Source organism: Mesorhizobium sp. 128a (assembly GCF_053848025.1).
This window is the reverse complement of the sequence record NZ_JBSPKY010000003.1, coordinates 181,181-197,946: the sequence shown is the minus strand read 5'-3', so window position 1 is coordinate 197,946 and position 16,766 is coordinate 181,181. Positions and strand designations below refer to the sequence as shown.

Genomic DNA, 16,766 nt, shown 5'->3' with positions numbered 1-16,766 from the left:
CAAGGCAAGTTTCGGGTGGTTGCAAAGGGCGGGAAGACCGATATTCGCGGTCAAGGAGATATTGCCATGAACGCCCAGATGACCATGAATACGCAGATGGAACCGACAGCGATCCTGCAGCACGACATCACTCCTGGAGGCAGCGACTATGAGGTCGTGCGGCGCGCCATCGAGAAGATCAGCCTCGACTATCGCGATCAGCCGTCGCTGGAAGCTCTGGCCGCCGATGTCGGCGAGACGCCGACCGGGCTGCAGAAACTCTTCACCCGCTGGGCCGGCCTGTCACCCAAGGCCTTCCTGCAGGCGGTCACGCTCGACCATGTGCGCAAGCTGCTCGATTCCGGCATGCCGCTGCTCGAAACGTCGTTCGAGCTCGGCATGTCCGGCCCCGGCCGGCTGCACGATCTGTTCGTCACCCACGAGGCGATGTCGCCGGGCGACTACAAGACCCGCGGCGCCGGGCTGACCATCCGCTACGGCTACCACATCTCGCCCTTCGGCATCGCGCTGATCATGGTCACCGACCGCGGTCTTGCGGGGCTGGCCTTCAGCGATCCCGGCGGCGAACGGGCTGCCTTCGCCGACATGTCGGGCCGCTGGCCGAACGCGACCTATGTCGAGGATATGAGCGCCACTCGGCTCTATGCCGCGCGCATTTTCGATCCGACGCTGTGGCGCGCCGACCAGCCGCTGCGCGTGGTGATGATCGGCACCGACTTCCAGCTGCGCGTCTGGGATGCGCTGCTGAGGATCCCGATGGGCAGGGCCTGCACCTATTCCTCGATCGCCGCCGGCATCGGTGCACCGAAGGCAAGCCGGGCGGTGGGTGCGGCAGTCGGCGCCAACCCGTTGTCCTTCGTCGTGCCTTGCCACCGGGCAATCGGCAAGTCCGGCGCGCTGACCGGCTATCATTGGGGCCTGACACGCAAGCGCGCCATCCTCGGCTGGGAAGCGGGCCAGACCGCCTCCTGATGAAGCACCCCGCGCAAACAACACCGGCGAAAACCCTTCGCCGGTGTTTTTCTTTTCTGCGAGCCCTCGGAAATCGCGCAAAAATTCTGCCTGCTCTGGCAAGCCGCCGGCTTACAGGTTAGCTTCCCGCGCATTCCGCAGGAGGCATTTTCTTGATCATCGTTGTCGGCTCGATCAACCTCGACCTCATCGCCAATGTCGACCGCTTGCCTTCGCCGGGTGAAACGGTCCGCGGCTCCGGCTTCACCACCGCGCCCGGCGGCAAGGGCGCCAACCAGGCGCTGGCCGCGGCGCGCGCCGGCGCCAAGGTGCGCATCGTCGGCGCCGTCGGCAAGGACAACTTCGCCACCGAGGCGCTCGCCCTGCTTGTGGCCGGCATGGTCGATCTCTCCGGCGTCGGCCAGAGCTTCGCTTCCACCGGCACGGCGCTGATCCTGGTCGGCGCCGACGGCGAGAACGTGATCGCCGTGGTGCCAGGCGCCAATGATTCAGTGCTGCCCGGCGATCTCGCCAAGGCTTTCCTTGCGAAGGGCGACGTCGTCCTGCTGCAGCACGAAATCCCGCTGCAGACTGTCGAAGCCGCTCTTGACGCCGCGCGCGCCGCCGGTGCGGTCACCGTGCTCAACACCGCGCCCTTCCGCGCCGAGGCCGCTGCCTTTCTCGGCAAAGCCGACTACGCCGTCGCCAACGAAACCGAATTCGACCTTTACGGCGAGGCGCTGTCGCTGAAAGGGCGCGACCGCCCGGCGCGCATGCGCGACTTCGCCGGCAAGACCGGCCGCACCATCGTCGTCACGCTCGGCGGCGATGGCGTGCTGGCGGCGACGCCGGACGATTTCCTGACCGTGCCGGCGCTGAAGATCACGCCGGTCGACACGGTCGGCGCAGGCGACACGTTTTGCGGCTATCTCGCTGCCGGGCTGGCGTCCAACCTGCCGCTCGAACAGGCTCTCACCCGCGCCGCAGCTGCCGGTTCGCTCGCCTGCCTGAAGCCCGGCGCCCAGCCGGCGATTCCTCTGGCTGCGGATGTCGATGCCGCCCTGCGAAACAACGCCGGTTGACGGCCATGCGCCCCGCCACGAAGCACGACGTGCCGCCGGCCGGCGACATCTGCCGCCTGTCCGCCATCGACCTTGCCGAGGCAATCAGACTGCGTCGCCTGTCCGCGCGCGAGGTGGTCGCGGCATTCCTCGACCGTATCGACGCGGTGAATCCGCTGGTCAACGCCATCGTCTCGTTGCGCCAGCGCGCCGACATTTTGCGTGAGGCCGACGCGGCGGACGCGCATCTGGCTCGGGGCAAGCCGGCCGGCTCGCTGTTCGGCCTGCCGATAGCGATAAAGGACCTCGCCATGACCAACGGCTTGAGGACCAGTTTCGGTTCGCCGATCTTTGCCGATTTCGTGCCGCAGGAGGACGATTTCTTCGTCGAGCGCATCCGCAATGCCGGCGCCATCATCATCGGCAAGACCAACGTTCCCGAATTCGGACTGGGATCCAACACCTACAACGACGTGTTCGGCCCGACGTTGAACGCTTTCGATCCGGCGCTGACCGCCGGCGGCTCGAGCGGCGGTGCCGCGGTCGCCCTTGCGCTGGACCTGGTTCCTGTCGCCGACGGCAGCGATTTCGGCGGTTCGCTGCGCAATCCGGCTGCCTGGAACAATGTCTATGGCTTCCGCCCGTCGCAGGGCCTTGTCCCCGGCGGACCCGACGTCGAGGTCTTTCATGCCCAGATGGGCGTCGACGGGCCGATGGGCCGCAGCATCGGCGACATGGCGCTGCTGCTCGATGTTCAGGCGGGCTACCATCCGCAGGCGCCACTGTCCTGGGAGAAGCCCGGCCCGTTCCTCGAAGGGTTGACCACGCCGGCAACCGGCGGCCGCATCGGCTGGCTCGGCGATCTCGGCGGCCATCTGCCGGTTGAAACAGGCATCCTCGATCTATGCGAATTTGCACTCGGGCGCTTCGCCGAGGCATCCTTCGTGACCGAGCCCTTGTTGCCGGATGTCGATTTCGAAGCGCTGTGGCAGGCCTTCGTGACCCTCCGCCAGGCAAGCAGCGGCTCGGCACTCAAAGTTCACTATGACGATCCGTACAAGCGCGGCCTGCTGAAGCCGGAAGCCGTGTGGGAGGTAGAGAACGCCATGCGGCTGACGGCGCCGCAAATCCGCGCGGCCTCGGTCGTCCGTACGTCCTGGCACCGGACGTTGCTGGCGCTGTTCGACCGCTTCGACCTCATCGCACTGCCGACGGCACAGGTGTTTCCTTTCGAAGTCGGCATCCACTGGCCGCGTGAGGTCGCCGGGCGCGCCATGGACAGCTACCACCGCTGGATGCAGGTATCGGCCTTTGCCACGCTCGGTGGCTGTCCGGCGCTCAACGTGCCGGTCGGCTTCGACGACAAGGGGCGGCCGATGGGCATGCAACTGATCGGGCGGCCTCGCGGCGACCTTGCGGTGCTGCGCACGGGTGCGGCCTATGAGGCGGCTCTGCCGTGGCAGGTCGGAGCGAGCTGACGTCAATTCGCGACCGAAGGCGACCTGTCCTGACGGCTTGCACCAGAGTCGCTGGCGTGCATTGATCAGCACCTGACGCGCCGTACGAGGCGCATTCTGCCTGAGGAAATCCCCGAGGAATCCCAATGTCGCTGGAACTCTACGCCGCCTATGTCCTTGCTTGCATCGTCATCATCCTGGTGCCCGGTCCGACGGTGACGCTGATCATCGCCAACAGCATTCGGCACGGCGCGCGCGCCGGACTTGCCAATGTCGCCGGCACCCAGGCCGGGCTTGCCGTGATGATCGCCATCGTCGGCATTGGCCTCAACACGCTGATCGCGGGCATGGGCCACTGGTTCGAATGGGTGCGCCTGATCGGCGCCGCCTATCTCATCTGGATGGGCGTGCAGATGTTCCGCTCCAGGGGCACGCTGAACGCCGACGGCACGGCGAGAAAGCCGCGCGGCGGCTTCTTCCTGCAGGGCTTGGCTGTGGCGCTGAGCAACCCGAAGACGCTGGTGTTCTTCGGCGCCTTCTTCCCGCAGTTCATCGCCCCGCAGGGCAATTACACGCTGCAGATCGTCGTCATGGGCTTCACCGCCATGATCTTCGCCGCCGTCTCGGACTCGACCTATGCGCTCGCCGCCAGCCGCGCCGGACGCCTGCTCTCAGCCAGCCGCATCAAGCTGATGTCCAGGATCAGCGGCAGCTTTTTGGTCGGCGGCGGCCTGTGGCTGGCGTTTTCGAAGGCGAAGTAACAACCTCTTCCCTCGCCCCGCTTACGGGGAGAGGGTGGTCGCGCAGCGACCGGGTGAGGGGCAGCGCTGAGGGTGCAGACGAAGTATCTACGTTCGCGCCGCCCCTCATCCGCCTGCCGGCACCTTCTCCCCGTGAGCGGGAGAAGGAAACGTTCAAAGCCGCGCCAACCTCTCCGTCAGGAGCGCGAAAAAGGCCTCATGGTCGATGTCGCGCATCACCATGGCGTTCTTCGGCCGCTTGGTCACGCCCCACCAGTCGATCACGGTCATGCCCATGGTGAGCTCGGAAGCCGTTTCGACGGTGACGTTGCAGTTGCGGCCCCTGAACAGCTCCGGCTTCAACAGATAGGCGATGACGCACGGGTCGTGCAGCGGTCCGCCATCGGTGCCGTATTTCTCCTCGTCGAAGCGTTCGAAGAATTCCAGCATCTCGGCCGTGGCGGTGCCGACCCTGGTGCCGAGCTTGCGGATGGCCTGCGTGCGCTTGGCCGTGGTCAGCGCCTTGTGGGTGACGTCGAGCGGCATCATGACGATCGGAATGCCCGATTTGAACACCAGGTCGGCGGCCTGCGGGTCGACATAGATGTTGAACTCTGCGGTCGGGGTGACATTGCCGCCCTCGAAGAAACCGCCGCCCATCAGCACGATTTCCTTGATGCGCGGTGCGATCTTCGGTTCGCGGATCAGCGCCAGCGCGACATTGGTGAGCGGACCGAGGGCGCACAGCGTGATCGTGCCGGCCTCTTCCTTCATCAGCGTCTCGACGATGAAATCGACTGCATACTGGCCCTGCAGTTTCATCTTCGGATCGGGCAGTTGCGGGCCGTTGAGGCCGGTCTTGCCATGCACTTCCTCGGCGGTGACGAGTTCGCGCGCCAGCGGGCGGATGGCGCCGGCATAGACCTTGATCTCGGGCCGACCGGCCAGTTCGCAGATTTTTCTGGCGTTCTTTTCGGTCAATTTCAGCGGCACGTTGCCGGCAACAGCGGAGATGCCGACGATCTCCAGCTCGGCGCTGCCGAGCGCCAGCAATATGGCGACGGCATCATCCTGGCCGGGATCCGTGTCGATGATGATCTTGCGGGTCTGGGGCATTTCATTTCCTTGTGCGGGGGAGTCTTTTTGGCGGGGGTGTTCGGCGGCTTGAACTTGGCCGCGGCGCGGACCATATCAAGACCATCGGGAAAAATGCCATCCGGGTTTTTCCAGTTTATGTCGCTCCAAAGAGGACAGTGTAACATGAGCCGAATGACGCCCTTCTCCAGCCCGCTTCTCCTGGGTTTCGATGCCATGGAAAAGACGCTGGAACGATTGGCGAAATCCGGTGACAGCTATCCTCCCTACAACATCGAGCGCCTCAGCGGTGCCGACGGCAAGGCCGAAAGGCTGCGCATTACGCTCGCTGTAGCGGGATTCGCCGAAAGCGATCTCGATGTCACCACGGAGGAAAACCAGCTGGTCGTGCGCGGCCGTCAGACCGACGACACCGAGCGCGAATTCCTCCACCGCGGCATCGCCGCGCGCCAGTTCCAGCGCTGTTTCGTGCTGGCCGACGGCATGCGGGTGATCGCAGCGGAACTGAAGAACGGCCTTTTGTCGATCGATCTCGATCGGCCTGATACCGAACGGCTGGTACGGAAAATAAATATATCGGTGAAAGACTGATCTTTACCGATGGCTCTCATGCGGGATGGCCTTGAGCGGCGTCCTCGCGCCAAGGAGGCTTTGAAATGACCAGAACTGACGAAACCATCACCATGACCAGCGGCGAATTCGCCCATCTCGGCGAAGGCTCGGTCGCTTACCTGCGCAAGGTCTCGAGCGACGAACTGCTGGGACGTTTCCCCAATCTCGGCGAAATCGCGCCCGGCATGGTCCTGTGGGCCTTGTTTGCCGCCAACGGCCAGCCGATCCTGCTTTCAGACGCCAAGGACCGGGCTTTGGCCGGCGCCATGGAAAACGACCTGACGACTGTCGCCATCCACTAAAACCATGATCCCGAAAAGTGGGAACCGGTTTTCGGGCAAGATCATGGTCGACCGATAGAAATAGGCGACTGTCAGGATCGGAAATGCAAAGGGCCGCCTTTGGCGGCCCCTGGAAGCTTAATCCATAAAACTTCAGGCTGCGTGCGAAGCCTGCGTGTCCGACAACAGCGCGTGGATGGCGACCGCATCGCGCGTGCCTCGGATCTTCGCCACCGTGTCGGCGTCGCGCAACACCCGGGCGATGCGCGACAGCGCCTTGAGGTGATCGGCGCCGGCGCCTTCCGGGGCCAGCAGCAAGAACACCAGATCGACCGGCTGGTCGTCCAGCGCCTCGAAATCGACCGGCGTCTCCAGGCGGGCAAAGACGCCGGCGATGCGATTGACCCCGGCGAGCTTGCCGTGCGGAATGGCGATACCGTTGCCAACGCCGGTGGAACCCAGCCGTTCGCGTTGCAGGATGGTGTCAAACACTTCGCGCTCCGGAATGCCGGAAATCGCCGCCGCTCTCTCGGACAGCAATTGCAGAAGCTGCTTTTTGGAGTTCGCCTTCAACGCCGGCAAGATCGCCGGAACGTTGATAAGATCGCTCAGATCCATGCTTGAAAATCCCTTATTCGCCTGCCGTCGCCAGTCCTCGCCCCTCGCGCGGCTGGCTATTATCTCTGTGCGACCATTGTCGTCACGCCCGTGCGACTTTGGTCGTGGACGGGTCGATCCAGCCGATATTTCCGTCCGGCCGCCGATAGACGATGTTGAGGTGGTCGTTTCCGGCGTTGCGGAAGACGAAGACCGGGCTCTCCTTGGTGTCGAGCTCGATGACTGCCGACGCCACCGACATGGTCTGCAGCGTCATGGTTGATTCGGCGACGATGGCCGGGGCGAAATCCTCCGGAATCTCCTCGTCGTCGTCGGCTAGCGGCGCCATCACCGTATAGGCGATGTCGGTGATGTCGCCATTTCCATTGCCTGAATTGTGCGATTTCAGACGGCGCTTGTAGCGCCGAAGCCGGGTTTCGAGGCGATCCGCAGCCGCCTCGAAGGCAAGCGTTGGATCCTGGGCGTCGCCGGTCGCCTGCAGCGAAGCGCCGGAATCCAGCCTGATCATGCAATCGGCCGAATAGCGCGACCCCGATTTGATGACGGTGACGTGCCCTGAAAAACCGCGATCGAAATATTTGCCGATCGCCTCGCCGACACGATCGGTGATGCGCGTACGAAACGCATCGCCGATATCCATGTGCTTTCCCGATATGCGCAGCTTCATCTGAAAACTGACCTTCCTTGCTCAGGCTTCAAACTGGCCAGAGTTTATACTCGTGATCCGTGCGCACAAGCTTTGCGGCGTCAACTCGCGCCGATTTTAGATCCGAACTTTCCGGTTGATCACAATCCGCCTTCTTGGCCGTCCCGTGGCCTTCATCGTGACGGACCATCCGCATGCGGGTCTAGAAGCCCGTCTCATGCGGGCGGGCTTCTAGACACTTCATTGCAGCTTGTCAATGAAGGTCTGGAGTTGTGGAAATCCAGCCATAGCAAAAGCCCTGCCGGGCAAGCAGAACTAGCGCCCGGCGCTGGCCAAAGCGCGCTTTTCACGCCGCCGCTGCACCGACGAGGGAATGTTCATGCCTTCGCGGTATTTGGCCACGGTGCGTCTGGCAATATCGACGCCGCTTTCCTTCAACATGTCGACGATGGCGTCATCGGAAAGCACGTCGGCGGGCTTTTCCTCGTCGATCAGCTGCTTGATGCGGTCGCGCACTGCTTCCGAGGAATGCGCGTCGCCGCCGCCCGACGCCGCGATCGAGGCGGTGAAGAAATAGCGCAGCTCGAACACGCCGCGCGGCGTCAGCATGTATTTGTTGGCCGTCACCCGGCTGACGGTCGATTCGTGCATGCCGATGGCATCGGCCACCGTGCGCAGGTTGAGCGGCCTGAGGTGACGCACGCCATGAACGAGAAAAGCGTCCTGCTGGCGCACGATTTCCGACGCCACTTTCAGGATTGTCTTTGCCCGCTGGTCGAGGCTGCGCGTCAGCCAGTTGGCGTTCTGCAGACATTCGGCCAGGAAGTCCTTCTCCGCCTGGCTCTTGGCCTGCGGCGAGACCTGGGCGAAATAGATGTGGTCGACCAGAACCCGCGGCAGCGTCTCGGCATTGAGCTCGACCGTCCAGCTGCCGTCATTGGCCGCGCGCACCTCGACATCGGCGACGATGGCGTCGCTGGTGCCGCCCGAAAATGCCGTGCCCGGGCGCGGGTCGAGCGCGCGGATTTCGGCCAGCATGTCGAGGAGATCCTCCTCGTCGACCCCGCAAAGCCGTTTCAGTGTCTGGAAATCGCGCCGCGCCAGGAGTTCCAGGTTGCCGACGAGCGTCTTCATCGCCGGATCGAGGCGATCGCGCGCGGCAAGCTGCAGCGACAGGCACTCGGCAAGGTCGCGCGCAAACAGGCCGACCGGCTCGAATGTCTGGCAGGCCACCAGCACCTTGGCCACCATGGCCTGATCGGCGCCCAGCCGTTTCGCGATCTCGACAGGGTCAGCACGCAGATAACCGGCCTCGTCCAGGCCATCGGCCAGTTCGCCGGCAATCAGCCTTGCGGCCGGATCGGCAAAGGCAAGCGCGATCTGCTCGCCGACATGCTGGCGGAGCGTGATTGCCGCGGCAGCCATGTCGCCGACGTCGAAGCCTTCGGACGAGCCGGACGAACCATTGCCGGTGGCCGACTTCCACTGCGCCGTCAGGTCGGGACCGAGCCGCTCGCTGGTGCCGGGATCATCGGGAAACAGGTTTTCCAGCGAGCTGTCGAGCTTGTCCGAGATCGCTTCGGCGCTCCACACCGTCTCGCTCTCGAACCAGTCGCCCTCGGCGGCAGGCTCAGGCGCGGTGTCGCCCTTCTGCACCTGATCGCTTGCCGCATCTTCCTGGGGCTCGGCGCGCTCCAACAACGGATTGCGCTCGATCTCGTCGTCGATGAAGTGGTCGAGCTCGATATGGGTGAGTTGCAGCAGCCTGATCGACTGCATCAGCTGCGGCGTCATCACCAGCGACTGGGATTGTCGTAGCTGTAATTTCGCCGCCAGCGCCATGGTTCGGTTTCAAACGCCCTTCTGTACCCGGAAGCCTACACATCAGAAGCTGCCGGAAAATGAATTTTTCCGACCCTTCATAGAAACTGGCCCAGCTTTTGCTTGTCAAGGCGAATGGCGGCAAAAGGGCCCTAACCGGAGCATTATCTCACGCAAAATCGGAGAAAAAGGCTGGCGGGGCGGCAAAGAGTAGCGTCAGGAAACAAATTTCACGCTCAGAGGGTGAAACCCTCACCGAGGTAAAGCCGCCGCACATCGGGGTTCGCCACCACTTCGTCGGCGCGACCATGCGTCAGCACCTGGCCGGCATGGATGATATAGGCGCGGTCGATGAGGCCGAGCGTTTCGCGCACATTGTGATCGGTGATGAGCACGCCGATGCCGCGCGCCGTCAGATGGCGCACAAGCTGCTGGATGTCGGCCACCGCAATCGGGTCGATGCCGGCGAAAGGCTCGTCGAGCAGCATGTAGGCCGGCCGCGTCGCCAGGGCGCGGGCGATTTCCAGGCGCCGCCGCTCGCCGCCGGACAGCGACATGGACGGCGACTTGCGCAGATGGCTGATGTGGAATTCCTCGAGCAGTTCGTCGAGATTGCGCTCGCGCACCTTGCGGTCCTTCTCGACCACTTCGAGCACGGCGCGGATGTTCTGCTCGACATTGAGGCCACGGAAGATCGACGCTTCCTGCGGCAAATAGCCGATGCCGAGGCGGGCGCGGCGATACATCGGCATCGAGGTGACGTCGAAACCGTCGATCTCGATCGTGCCTTCGTCCACAGGCACAAGGCCGGTGACCATGTAGAAACAGGTGGTCTTGCCGGCGCCGTTCGGGCCGAGCAGCCCGACAGCCTCGCCGGCGCGCACACCGATGGTGACGCCGCTGACCACCTTGCGACCCTTGTAGCTCTTGGTCAGACCCTTGGCGATCAGGGTGCCCTTGAACTTCGTGGACTCGACGGTGACCGTGTCGGGTGTGGCAACTTTGCTGGCTGCCCGTCCCGGAAGACGGGTCAGCAGCGACGATACGCCGGCCATCAGTTCTTCGGCGCCTCGGATTTCGGCGGCGGCGTCATCGACATGATGACGCGCTTGCCGCAACCGTCGACCTGAGCCAGGCCGCTCTTCATCTGCACGGTGAGCTTGCAGCCCTTGAGCACGTTGGGGCCCTGGGACAGCACGACTTCATTGCCTGATAGGACCAGAACCTGCGTCTTCATGTCGAACGTGGCGTTGTCGCCAGTGGCAATCTGGTCGTTCGACTTCATGTAGACCTTGTTCTTGACCACCAGGTGATCGATGTTAGCCGAACCTGTCATCGCAGACGCGCCGGCGGCCGCACCCTTGGCGGCATTTGGGTCCTTGACGTAGTAGACCTCCATGCTGCCAGCCTTGAGCAAAGTCGGACCTTGCGTAACGGTGACGTTGCCGCTGAACAGCGCCATGCTGTCAGCCTGGCGGACCTCGAGCTTGTCGCTTTCGATCTGGATCGGCTGGTCGCCGGACAATTTGAGCCCGGACTGGCTGGTGGCGCTGGACTGGGCCCAGGACGGCGCCATGCCCAGCAACAGCAAGGCTGAAGCGGCGACAAGCCGTGCCGAATTACTGGGACGCATTCGATTCTCCGCTCTTTGCCTCTGCCGCCTTCATAGTGGCCGGATCGATGTGGACGCTTACCTTGTTTTCGAAAACGACAACCTTGCCATTTTCCTCGACCGCCATCGAACCCGCCGTGATCCGCGAACCGTCACGGCTGACATCGACCGGATCACCTGTCTTCATAGAGCCTTTGCCCATATCGAGGAAGACCGATTTGAACTTCGCCTCGACACCGTCGGTGGTGGTCACGGTGACGTCGCTGGTCATGTCCATCGTGTTGGCGTTTCGGTTGTAGATGCCGCGCTTGGCCTCGACCGTTGCCACATTGTCGGCCGTCAGCGGCAGTTTGGCATGGATGCCTTCGAGTTCGATGATGTCCTGCTTGCCGACGTCCTGGATGGCGCGCAGAGCCGTCAGCGAATAGGGCAGCTTGCTCTTGGTGAAGCCGTTGAGCTTGGGATTGGCCATCACCAGCTTGCCATCGGAAAAGGCGGTGCCGTCGGCCTGTATCGAGATCGAGACCGGCGCTGCGAGATAGGAATACACCGGAAAGGCAACCGCGATGCCAGCGGCAAGCAGCGGCACTGCGAATTTCAGCACGCGCACGCGGCGCGAATGGCGCTGGGCACGGTCGAAGGCGTCGCCGCGCGTGCTCGCTGGCGCCGTGGGCGCCAAGGCCGCATCGGCGTTGGTCGTTTCGTTCGATCGCGCTAGCATGACTGTCTTCTAATAACCCTTGTCCGCCAAAACACCTGCTATAGGTGGGTTGCCGGCCCCCGCAAGCAAGCACAAGCGGAGGAAAACCGCAAAAATGTGACGGCCGCTGTTTTACAGACGGAAATCAGGCGACACAATTTCGGCACTTCATAGCAGAAACGAACGCGCCGCGTAATTATTTCCTGAAATGCTGGCGGCCGTGAAGGTCGCTTCGTCGCAGGCCCGTGAGGAAGAGGTAGCCGGGCGCGGATGCTTGCTTTAAAAGCATCGCTTCCCACCGACCATGAGGCAGACCATGGCACTGAGAGCCGACGACCTGATCGACCGCCGCCGCTTGCGGCGCAAGCTGACCTTCTGGCGTGGCGCGGCCATCGTCATCGTGGCGCTCGGGGTGGTTGCGCTTGCAAGCTGGTTTTATGGCGAAGACATCGGCGGTACTTCCGTCGACCACATCGCCAAGGTCAGGATCGAAGGCACCATCACCGAGGACGAGGAACTGATCAAGCGGCTGGAGACCATCCGCACATCCTCGCAGGTCAAGGGAGTCATCCTGGTCATCGATTCGCCCGGCGGGACCACGGTCGGCGGCGAATCGATCTACGAGGAGGTGCGTAAGCTCGCCGCCGACAAGCCGGTGGTGGCCGAGGTCGGCACGCTGGCAGCGTCGGCCGGCTACATGATCGCCAGCGCTAGCGACCATATCGTCGCTCGCAAGACCTCGATCGTCGGCTCGATCGGCGTGCTGATCCAGTATCCCGATCTCAGCGGCCTGATGGACAAGGTCGGCGTCAAGCTCGAAGAGGTGAAATCCTCGCCGCTGAAAGCCGCGCCCTCACCCTTCAAGCCGACCAATGACGACGAGCGCGCCATGGTCCGCAAGCTCATCCTCGACAGCTATGACTGGTTCGTCGGCATCGTCGCCGAGCGCCGCAAGATGACCCGCGAGCAGGCACTCGCCCTGGCCGACGGTTCGATCTTCACCGGCCGCCAGGGACTTGCCAACGGCCTGATCGACGCTGTCGGCGGCGAAAGCGTGGCCATCGACTGGCTGGCGACCAAGGGCGTCGACGCAAAGCTCAAGGTGGTGGAATGGAAGGACACCGAACGGCGTGGCGGCTTCCTGTTCTCGAAGGCAATAGCGCGCAGCGTCGGCAGCGCGCTCGGCCTGTCGGACGCCGGCAGCGACGTCCTTCACGAAATCGGCGCGGATCGCTTGTTTCTTGACGGTCTCGTTTCCGTCTGGCACCCTTGATCTGCCGTTTGGGGCGAGTAAAAAAGCAAATAAAATCATCCTGATAATTTGACCGCAGCGCTTTCACGGGGACCTTTCTGATGATCAAATCCGAGCTTGTACAGATCATTGCCACGCGCAACCCGCATCTTTTCCTGCGCGACGTCGAAAACATCGTGGGGGCGATATTCGACGAGATCACCGATGCCCTTGCCGAAGGCAACCGGGTCGAGTTGCGCGGCTTCGGCGCTTTTTCGGTGAAAAATCGCCCTGCCCGAACCGGCCGCAACCCGCGCACCGGCGAATCCGTCGAGGTCGAGGAGAAGTGGGTGCCGTTCTTCAAGACCGGCAAGGAATTGCGTGAAAGGCTGAACGGCGGCAAATAAGCGCGGACTTGACGCGTCGGCCTTCTCAAGGCTCTGCCTTCCCAGGGAATCTCCATGTTCAACCGCTTCATACTTATCGTGGTCTTCGTGCCGCTGGCCGTCATCCTGATTGCGCTGGCCGTCGCCAACCGCGAGCTGGTCGCCTTCACGCTTGACCCGTTCAACCCCGGCAACCCGAAGCTGACGCTGAACCTACCGCTGTTCATCTTCCTGTTCGTGGCACTGGCCATCGGCATGGTCATCGGCAGCCTGGCGACCTGGGTCAAGCAGGGCCGCTACCGCAAGCTGGCGCGCCAGCGCGGTGTCGAGGCCGAAAATTTGCGCCAGGCGGTCAGCCGTGTGCCGGCCGCGCCGCAAGGCTCTGCCGCAGGGACGGCGCTGCCGAAGCCAACGGCCTGAGCCAGCGCTTTTATCTTCGCGGAGTTTTGCATGCTGACCATTTCGGCCGACGCTGTCGACCAGGCGCTGACCTTGCCAGGGCTGGTCGAGACATTGCGCGCGGCCTTCCGCGACGGCGCCGTGCAGCCGGTCCGCCATCACCATGCAGTCGAGCGGCCCGACGGTGCGGCTTCCACGCTGCTTTTGATGCCGGCCTGGACCGACTTCCATGCCGCCGGCACATCGGCGGGCGGCCATATCGGCGTCAAGATTGTCACCGTATCGCCCGACAACAACGCCATCGGCAAGCCGGCGGTGATGGGCCTCTACCTCCTGCTCAACGGCGCCACCGGCGAACCCGAGGCGCTGATCGACGGCCAGCGGCTGACACAGTGGCGCACCGCCTGCGCCTCGGCGCTGGCCGCCTCCTATCTCGCCCGCGAGGACGCCTCGCGGCTCTTGGTGGTCGGCGCCGGCGCGCTATCGCCGTTCCTGGCCAAGGCGCATTCGGCAGTGCGGCCGATCAAGACCATCCGCATCTGGAACCGCACGCAGGCCAATGCCGAAAAGGTCTCGGCTGATTTGCGCGGGGATGGTTTCAACGCCGAAGCCGCAAGCGATCTCGATGCCGAGCTTGCCGAAGCCGACATCGTCTCCTCGGCGACGATCACGACGACGCCACTGATCAAGGGCGCATTGCTGAAAGCAGGCGCGCATGTCGATCTGGTCGGCGGCTTCACGCCGACCATGCGCGAAAGCGACGACGACGCGATCAGTCGCGCCCGCGTCTATGTCGACACCCGTGCCGGCGCCACCAAGGAAGCCGGTGACATCGTCCAGCCGCTCGCCTCCGGCGTGCTGAAGCCGGAGGCCATCGTCGCCGATCTGCACGAACTGGCGCGCGGCGAGAAAAAGGGCCGGCAGAGCCCCAGTGAGATCACGCTGTTCAAATCGGTCGGCGCCGCGCTCGAGGATCTCGCCGCCGGGATTGCCGTCTACAACGCGCTCAAGTCGTAGCGTCTGGCCGTGCCGGCGCCACGGCACCAGCCTTGCGATCGAACTTCCGGATCGCTTCCGCGCTGACCGGGGTGAAGAAGTTCACCAGATTGCCATCGGGATCGCGCAGCAGCAGCGATCTGTTGCCCCATGGCATCGTCGTCGGCGTCTGTACGAAGCCGCCGATGGTTTTCGCCAGCCTGCTGTACTCCGCATCGACATCGCCGACGCGAAACTCGATGATCGCCGAGCGATTGGCGGCCGGCTGCGCCACATCCACCCCGAACAGCGTCAGCGTGCGCGTGCTGCCGATCGCCAGCGTGCAGGAGGGCGTTGCCAGTTCCGCGAAATCCGGCGTGAACCAGGTCGCGGTCAGGCCGGTGATGGCCTCGTAGAAGGCCACCAGAGGCTTGATCTGGTCGGTAATGATGCGGATCGAGACGAAGTCCATACTATTTTCCTTTGAACAAGTGCGGCGGTTCAGACCACCATGGTATTGTTGTCGGACAAGCCTGCTGATGGCTTGGCGCCTCACGCCGCCTCGGCGATTTTGACGTCCATCGCCTGCGCGATAAGCAGGAAATCGTGCTGGCCGATCTCGAACAGGCCAAAGCGCAGCTGATAACCCCAGTTCGACTTGCCCTTGGTGAAATCAAGCTTATCGAGCAGCGGCCTGATCGGCGCTTCCGCCCCGTTCGACCAAGCAACGTCGCGCCGGAACGGCGCGAAGCCGCCGCCCATCTCGCCCTGATAAGGTTCGCCGTCGCGCATCGTGCCGATGGCGGTAAAGGCCCGCAGCCCGTCCTTCTCGCCGAGCACGGTGCTCGGCGAATAATAGACCACACCGTCGCCGGGCTTGATTCGGCGCAGCGGCGCCGCCTTACCGTGGTTGACCTGCATGAAGCCGTCAGCGCGGCCGCGTCGAACATGTTGGGCGGAAGCCACAGCGATCCAATGGGCGGTCATCCCTGGGCTCCTTCGAACGGCCAATAGACACGCAGGCGATGGTTGTCCGGATCGAGAGCAACGAAGGTGCGGCCGAAATCCAGATCAGTGGGCACCTGCAGCATGTCGAGGCCGCGGCTCGCCCAATCCGCATGCGTGGCGTCCACCGCTGCCGCGTTTTCGACTGCCAGCACAAGTTCGCCGCCTCCGCCCGTCGCGGCGGCCGCCGGCTCCACGGTATGGCGCGACCAGAGGCCGAGCTTGAAGCCCTTGTCGAGAACGAACAGCACGAAGGTCGGCGACGTCTCCACCGGCTGGCGTCCGAGGAGCGCGCTGTAGAAGGCGCCGCTCCGCTCCGGGTTGTCGACATAGAGGATGACGAAATTGGGGGTGTGCATGTCTGCTCTCCAAGGGTTTCGACGGGAAGAGCGTAGACGGCACTACTGTCAATTTCTGGCAGCAGCGATTTCAAAGCGTTTAAAAAATCACACGTCGGTTTGGCGCTTCGACGCATCCATCATCGTCCGCCATTCCTTCAGCAGCACCTGCCGACGACGCGGATAGCGGATAGCGGTGGTGTTGAGATCGGACATGCGGTCGGCGCGAAAATGGCGGAAATCCTGCCGCGTCTCGCACCACGCCGCCACCACCCGCACCTTGTCGAAGAAGCCGAGCGCAAACGGCCAGACCAAGCGCTGGGACGCGGCGCCGACGGCGTCACGATAGAGAAAGCCGAGTTTTCGCTCGTCGCGGATCGCCTGGCGCACCACGCCGAGGTCGATGCTTTCGACCAATTCGCTGCGTGGCCCGACCAGGAGCGCGGTGGCATCGAGATCCTCGCGCAAGTCGTCCGGCAGAACGGCGGCGATCTTGGCCAGCGCATCGGTGGCTGCTTCAGACAGCCGCTTGTCCGGTTGTCTGGCAACCCAACGCGATCCGAGCACAATGGCCTCGATCTCTTCGTCGGTGAACATCAGCGGCGGCAGCATGAAGCCGGGCTTCAGCACATAACCCAGCCCCGCCTCGCCCTCGATCGGCGCGCCCTGCCCCTGCAGCGTGGCGATATCGCGGTAAAGCGTGCGGATCGAAACGCCCATCTCGCCGGCAAGCGTGCGCCCGCTGACCGGCCGGCGATGCCGGCGCAGGGTCTGGATCAGGTCGAGCAGGCGTTCGGAACGGGACATGATCCCAGATTTGCCTGTTTCCTCAGGGGAG

Annotated in this window: 21 protein-coding genes; 10 read left to right on the top strand and 11 right to left on the bottom strand. The window is 63.6% G+C overall.

Annotated elements, in window-relative coordinates; translation table 11 throughout:
- The first annotated feature begins 66 nt into the window (after positions 1-66).
- The 4 genes from ACWTU9_RS07235 (at position 67) to ACWTU9_RS07220 (ending at position 4,230) form a co-directional block, all read left to right on the top strand.
- Entirely contained in the window at positions 67-972 is a 906-nt protein-coding gene (locus tag ACWTU9_RS07235) for a methylated-DNA--[protein]-cysteine S-methyltransferase (RefSeq protein ID WP_455857705.1), read from the top strand.
- A gap of 152 nt (positions 973-1,124) precedes the next feature.
- The gene (locus ACWTU9_RS07230) at positions 1,125-2,033 is read left to right on the top strand and encodes a ribokinase (protein ID WP_455857704.1); all 909 of its coding nucleotides are present in this window, start codon (positions 1,125-1,127) and stop codon (positions 2,031-2,033) included.
- Between the two features lie 5 nt (positions 2,034-2,038).
- Complete coding sequence (locus tag ACWTU9_RS07225; protein ID WP_455857703.1) at positions 2,039-3,490, top strand: amidase; 1,452 nt, start codon at positions 2,039-2,041, stop codon at positions 3,488-3,490.
- Between the two features lie 125 nt (positions 3,491-3,615).
- On the top strand, positions 3,616-4,230 hold the full coding sequence (locus tag ACWTU9_RS07220) for a LysE family translocator (protein WP_454573440.1): 615 nt from the start codon (positions 3,616-3,618) through the stop codon (positions 4,228-4,230).
- A 153-nt stretch (positions 4,231-4,383) separates the two neighbouring features.
- Here the strand turns inward: ACWTU9_RS07220 and ACWTU9_RS07215 are convergent, their stop codons facing one another.
- Positions 4,384-5,325, bottom strand: a complete 942-nt coding sequence (locus ACWTU9_RS07215; RefSeq protein ID WP_455857702.1) for a nucleoside hydrolase — start codon at positions 5,323-5,325, stop codon at positions 4,384-4,386.
- Between the two features lie 144 nt (positions 5,326-5,469).
- Between ACWTU9_RS07215 and ACWTU9_RS07210 the strand changes: the two genes are divergently transcribed.
- Complete coding sequence (locus ACWTU9_RS07210) at positions 5,470-5,895, top strand: Hsp20 family protein (protein ID WP_023669741.1); 426 nt, start codon at positions 5,470-5,472, stop codon at positions 5,893-5,895.
- Positions 5,896-5,960: 65 nt separating this feature from the next.
- The gene (locus ACWTU9_RS07205) at positions 5,961-6,218 is read left to right on the top strand and encodes a BQ00720 family protein (protein ID WP_023683072.1); all 258 of its coding nucleotides are present in this window, start codon (positions 5,961-5,963) and stop codon (positions 6,216-6,218) included.
- A 132-nt stretch (positions 6,219-6,350) separates the two neighbouring features.
- Here the strand turns inward: ACWTU9_RS07205 and ptsN are convergent, their stop codons facing one another.
- The 6 genes from ptsN to lptC all read right to left on the bottom strand — a co-directional run bounded on the left by ptsN (position 6,351) and on the right by lptC (position 11,615).
- Complete coding sequence (ptsN, locus tag ACWTU9_RS07200) at positions 6,351-6,815, bottom strand: PTS IIA-like nitrogen regulatory protein PtsN (RefSeq protein ID WP_454573438.1); 465 nt, start codon at positions 6,813-6,815, stop codon at positions 6,351-6,353.
- An 82-nt stretch (positions 6,816-6,897) separates the two neighbouring features.
- Positions 6,898-7,482 (bottom strand): ribosome hibernation-promoting factor, HPF/YfiA family, encoded by a 585-nt coding sequence (gene hpf / locus ACWTU9_RS07195; RefSeq protein WP_455857701.1) that lies wholly within the window; start codon positions 7,480-7,482, stop codon positions 6,898-6,900.
- A 294-nt stretch (positions 7,483-7,776) separates the two neighbouring features.
- Positions 7,777-9,303 (bottom strand): RNA polymerase factor sigma-54, encoded by a 1,527-nt coding sequence (gene rpoN / locus ACWTU9_RS07190; protein ID WP_455857700.1) that lies wholly within the window; start codon positions 9,301-9,303, stop codon positions 7,777-7,779.
- A gap of 215 nt (positions 9,304-9,518) precedes the next feature.
- Positions 9,519-10,337, bottom strand: coding sequence for an LPS export ABC transporter ATP-binding protein (lptB, locus tag ACWTU9_RS07185; RefSeq protein WP_454573435.1), 819 nt, complete (start codon positions 10,335-10,337; stop codon positions 9,519-9,521).
- Positions 10,337-10,915: an LptA/OstA family protein gene (locus ACWTU9_RS07180; RefSeq protein WP_455857699.1), complete on the bottom strand. Its 579-nt coding sequence runs from the start codon at positions 10,913-10,915 to the stop codon at positions 10,337-10,339. The genes lptB and ACWTU9_RS07180 overlap by 1 nt, the downstream gene beginning before the upstream one ends.
- On the bottom strand, positions 10,902-11,615 hold the full coding sequence (gene lptC, locus ACWTU9_RS07175; protein WP_455857698.1) for an LPS export ABC transporter periplasmic protein LptC: 714 nt from the start codon (positions 11,613-11,615) through the stop codon (positions 10,902-10,904). The genes ACWTU9_RS07180 and lptC overlap by 14 nt, the downstream gene beginning before the upstream one ends.
- 295 nt (positions 11,616-11,910) lie before the next feature.
- Between lptC and sppA the strand changes: the two genes are divergently transcribed.
- The 4 genes from sppA to lhpI all read left to right on the top strand — a co-directional run bounded on the left by sppA (position 11,911) and on the right by lhpI (position 14,627).
- The gene (sppA, locus tag ACWTU9_RS07170; protein ID WP_455857697.1) at positions 11,911-12,867 is read left to right on the top strand and encodes a signal peptide peptidase SppA; all 957 of its coding nucleotides are present in this window, start codon (positions 11,911-11,913) and stop codon (positions 12,865-12,867) included.
- 80 nt (positions 12,868-12,947) lie between these two features.
- Positions 12,948-13,232, top strand: coding sequence for an integration host factor subunit beta (locus tag ACWTU9_RS07165; RefSeq protein WP_006200394.1), 285 nt, complete (start codon positions 12,948-12,950; stop codon positions 13,230-13,232).
- A gap of 54 nt (positions 13,233-13,286) precedes the next feature.
- Positions 13,287-13,631 carry a LapA family protein gene (locus tag ACWTU9_RS07160; RefSeq protein ID WP_455857696.1) on the top strand — a complete coding sequence of 115 codons (345 nt, stop codon included), beginning with the start codon at positions 13,287-13,289 and terminating at the stop codon, positions 13,629-13,631.
- A gap of 30 nt (positions 13,632-13,661) precedes the next feature.
- Positions 13,662-14,627 carry a bifunctional Delta(1)-pyrroline-2-carboxylate/Delta(1)-piperideine-2-carboxylate reductase gene (gene lhpI / locus ACWTU9_RS07155; protein WP_455857695.1) on the top strand — a complete coding sequence of 322 codons (966 nt, stop codon included), beginning with the start codon at positions 13,662-13,664 and terminating at the stop codon, positions 14,625-14,627.
- On the opposite strand, the gene ACWTU9_RS07150 is transcribed toward lhpI, so the two are convergent.
- From ACWTU9_RS07150 to ACWTU9_RS07135, 4 genes are all read right to left on the bottom strand, one after another.
- Positions 14,617-15,057 (bottom strand): VOC family protein, encoded by a 441-nt coding sequence (locus ACWTU9_RS07150; RefSeq protein ID WP_455857694.1) that lies wholly within the window; start codon positions 15,055-15,057, stop codon positions 14,617-14,619. The genes lhpI and ACWTU9_RS07150 overlap by 11 nt on opposite strands.
- 80 nt (positions 15,058-15,137) lie before the next feature.
- Positions 15,138-15,572 (bottom strand): EVE domain-containing protein, encoded by a 435-nt coding sequence (locus tag ACWTU9_RS07145; protein ID WP_455857693.1) that lies wholly within the window; start codon positions 15,570-15,572, stop codon positions 15,138-15,140.
- Positions 15,569-15,949: a VOC family protein gene (locus ACWTU9_RS07140; protein WP_455857692.1), complete on the bottom strand. Its 381-nt coding sequence runs from the start codon at positions 15,947-15,949 to the stop codon at positions 15,569-15,571. Before ACWTU9_RS07140 ends, ACWTU9_RS07145 begins: the two co-directional genes overlap by 4 nt.
- A gap of 87 nt (positions 15,950-16,036) precedes the next feature.
- A complete protein-coding gene (locus tag ACWTU9_RS07135; protein WP_455857691.1) occupies positions 16,037-16,735 on the bottom strand; it encodes a helix-turn-helix transcriptional regulator in 699 nt (232 codons plus the stop codon).
- Positions 16,736-16,766: the final 31 nt, after the last annotated feature.

Excerpts from the sequence above, each read along its gene's own strand:
- ACWTU9_RS07180 (WP_455857699.1), bottom strand. The coding sequence starts at position 10,915 with ATGCGTCCCAGTAATTCGGCACGGCTTGTCGCCGCTTCAGCCTTGCTG.
- ACWTU9_RS07225 (WP_455857703.1), top strand. The coding sequence starts at position 2,039 with ATGCGCCCCGCCACGAAGCACGACGTGCCGCCGGCCGGCGACATCTGC.
- ACWTU9_RS07210 (WP_023669741.1), top strand. The coding sequence starts at position 5,470 with ATGAGCCGAATGACGCCCTTCTCCAGCCCGCTTCTCCTGGGTTTCGAT.
- ACWTU9_RS07220 (WP_454573440.1), top strand. The coding sequence starts at position 3,616 with ATGTCGCTGGAACTCTACGCCGCCTATGTCCTTGCTTGCATCGTCATC.
- ptsN (WP_454573438.1), bottom strand. The coding sequence starts at position 6,815 with ATGGATCTGAGCGATCTTATCAACGTTCCGGCGATCTTGCCGGCGTTG.
- ACWTU9_RS07215 (WP_455857702.1), bottom strand. The coding sequence starts at position 5,325 with ATGCCCCAGACCCGCAAGATCATCATCGACACGGATCCCGGCCAGGAT.
- ACWTU9_RS07160 (WP_455857696.1), top strand. The coding sequence starts at position 13,287 with ATGTTCAACCGCTTCATACTTATCGTGGTCTTCGTGCCGCTGGCCGTC.
- ACWTU9_RS07140 (WP_455857692.1), bottom strand. The coding sequence starts at position 15,949 with ATGCACACCCCCAATTTCGTCATCCTCTATGTCGACAACCCGGAGCGG.
- ACWTU9_RS07135 (WP_455857691.1), bottom strand. The coding sequence starts at position 16,735 with ATGTCCCGTTCCGAACGCCTGCTCGACCTGATCCAGACCCTGCGCCGG.
- ACWTU9_RS07205 (WP_023683072.1), top strand. The coding sequence starts at position 5,961 with ATGACCAGAACTGACGAAACCATCACCATGACCAGCGGCGAATTCGCC.
- rpoN (WP_455857700.1), bottom strand. The coding sequence starts at position 9,303 with ATGGCGCTGGCGGCGAAATTACAGCTACGACAATCCCAGTCGCTGGTG.
- lptC (WP_455857698.1), bottom strand. The coding sequence starts at position 11,615 with ATGCTAGCGCGATCGAACGAAACGACCAACGCCGATGCGGCCTTGGCG.
- ACWTU9_RS07165 (WP_006200394.1), top strand. The coding sequence starts at position 12,948 with ATGATCAAATCCGAGCTTGTACAGATCATTGCCACGCGCAACCCGCAT.
- lptB (WP_454573435.1), bottom strand. The coding sequence starts at position 10,337 with ATGGCCGGCGTATCGTCGCTGCTGACCCGTCTTCCGGGACGGGCAGCC.
- sppA (WP_455857697.1), top strand. The coding sequence starts at position 11,911 with ATGGCACTGAGAGCCGACGACCTGATCGACCGCCGCCGCTTGCGGCGC.
- ACWTU9_RS07145 (WP_455857693.1), bottom strand. The coding sequence starts at position 15,572 with ATGACCGCCCATTGGATCGCTGTGGCTTCCGCCCAACATGTTCGACGC.
- lhpI (WP_455857695.1), top strand. The coding sequence starts at position 13,662 with ATGCTGACCATTTCGGCCGACGCTGTCGACCAGGCGCTGACCTTGCCA.
- ACWTU9_RS07235 (WP_455857705.1), top strand. The coding sequence starts at position 67 with ATGAACGCCCAGATGACCATGAATACGCAGATGGAACCGACAGCGATC.
- hpf (WP_455857701.1), bottom strand. The coding sequence starts at position 7,482 with ATGAAGCTGCGCATATCGGGAAAGCACATGGATATCGGCGATGCGTTT.
- ACWTU9_RS07150 (WP_455857694.1), bottom strand. The coding sequence starts at position 15,057 with ATGGACTTCGTCTCGATCCGCATCATTACCGACCAGATCAAGCCTCTG.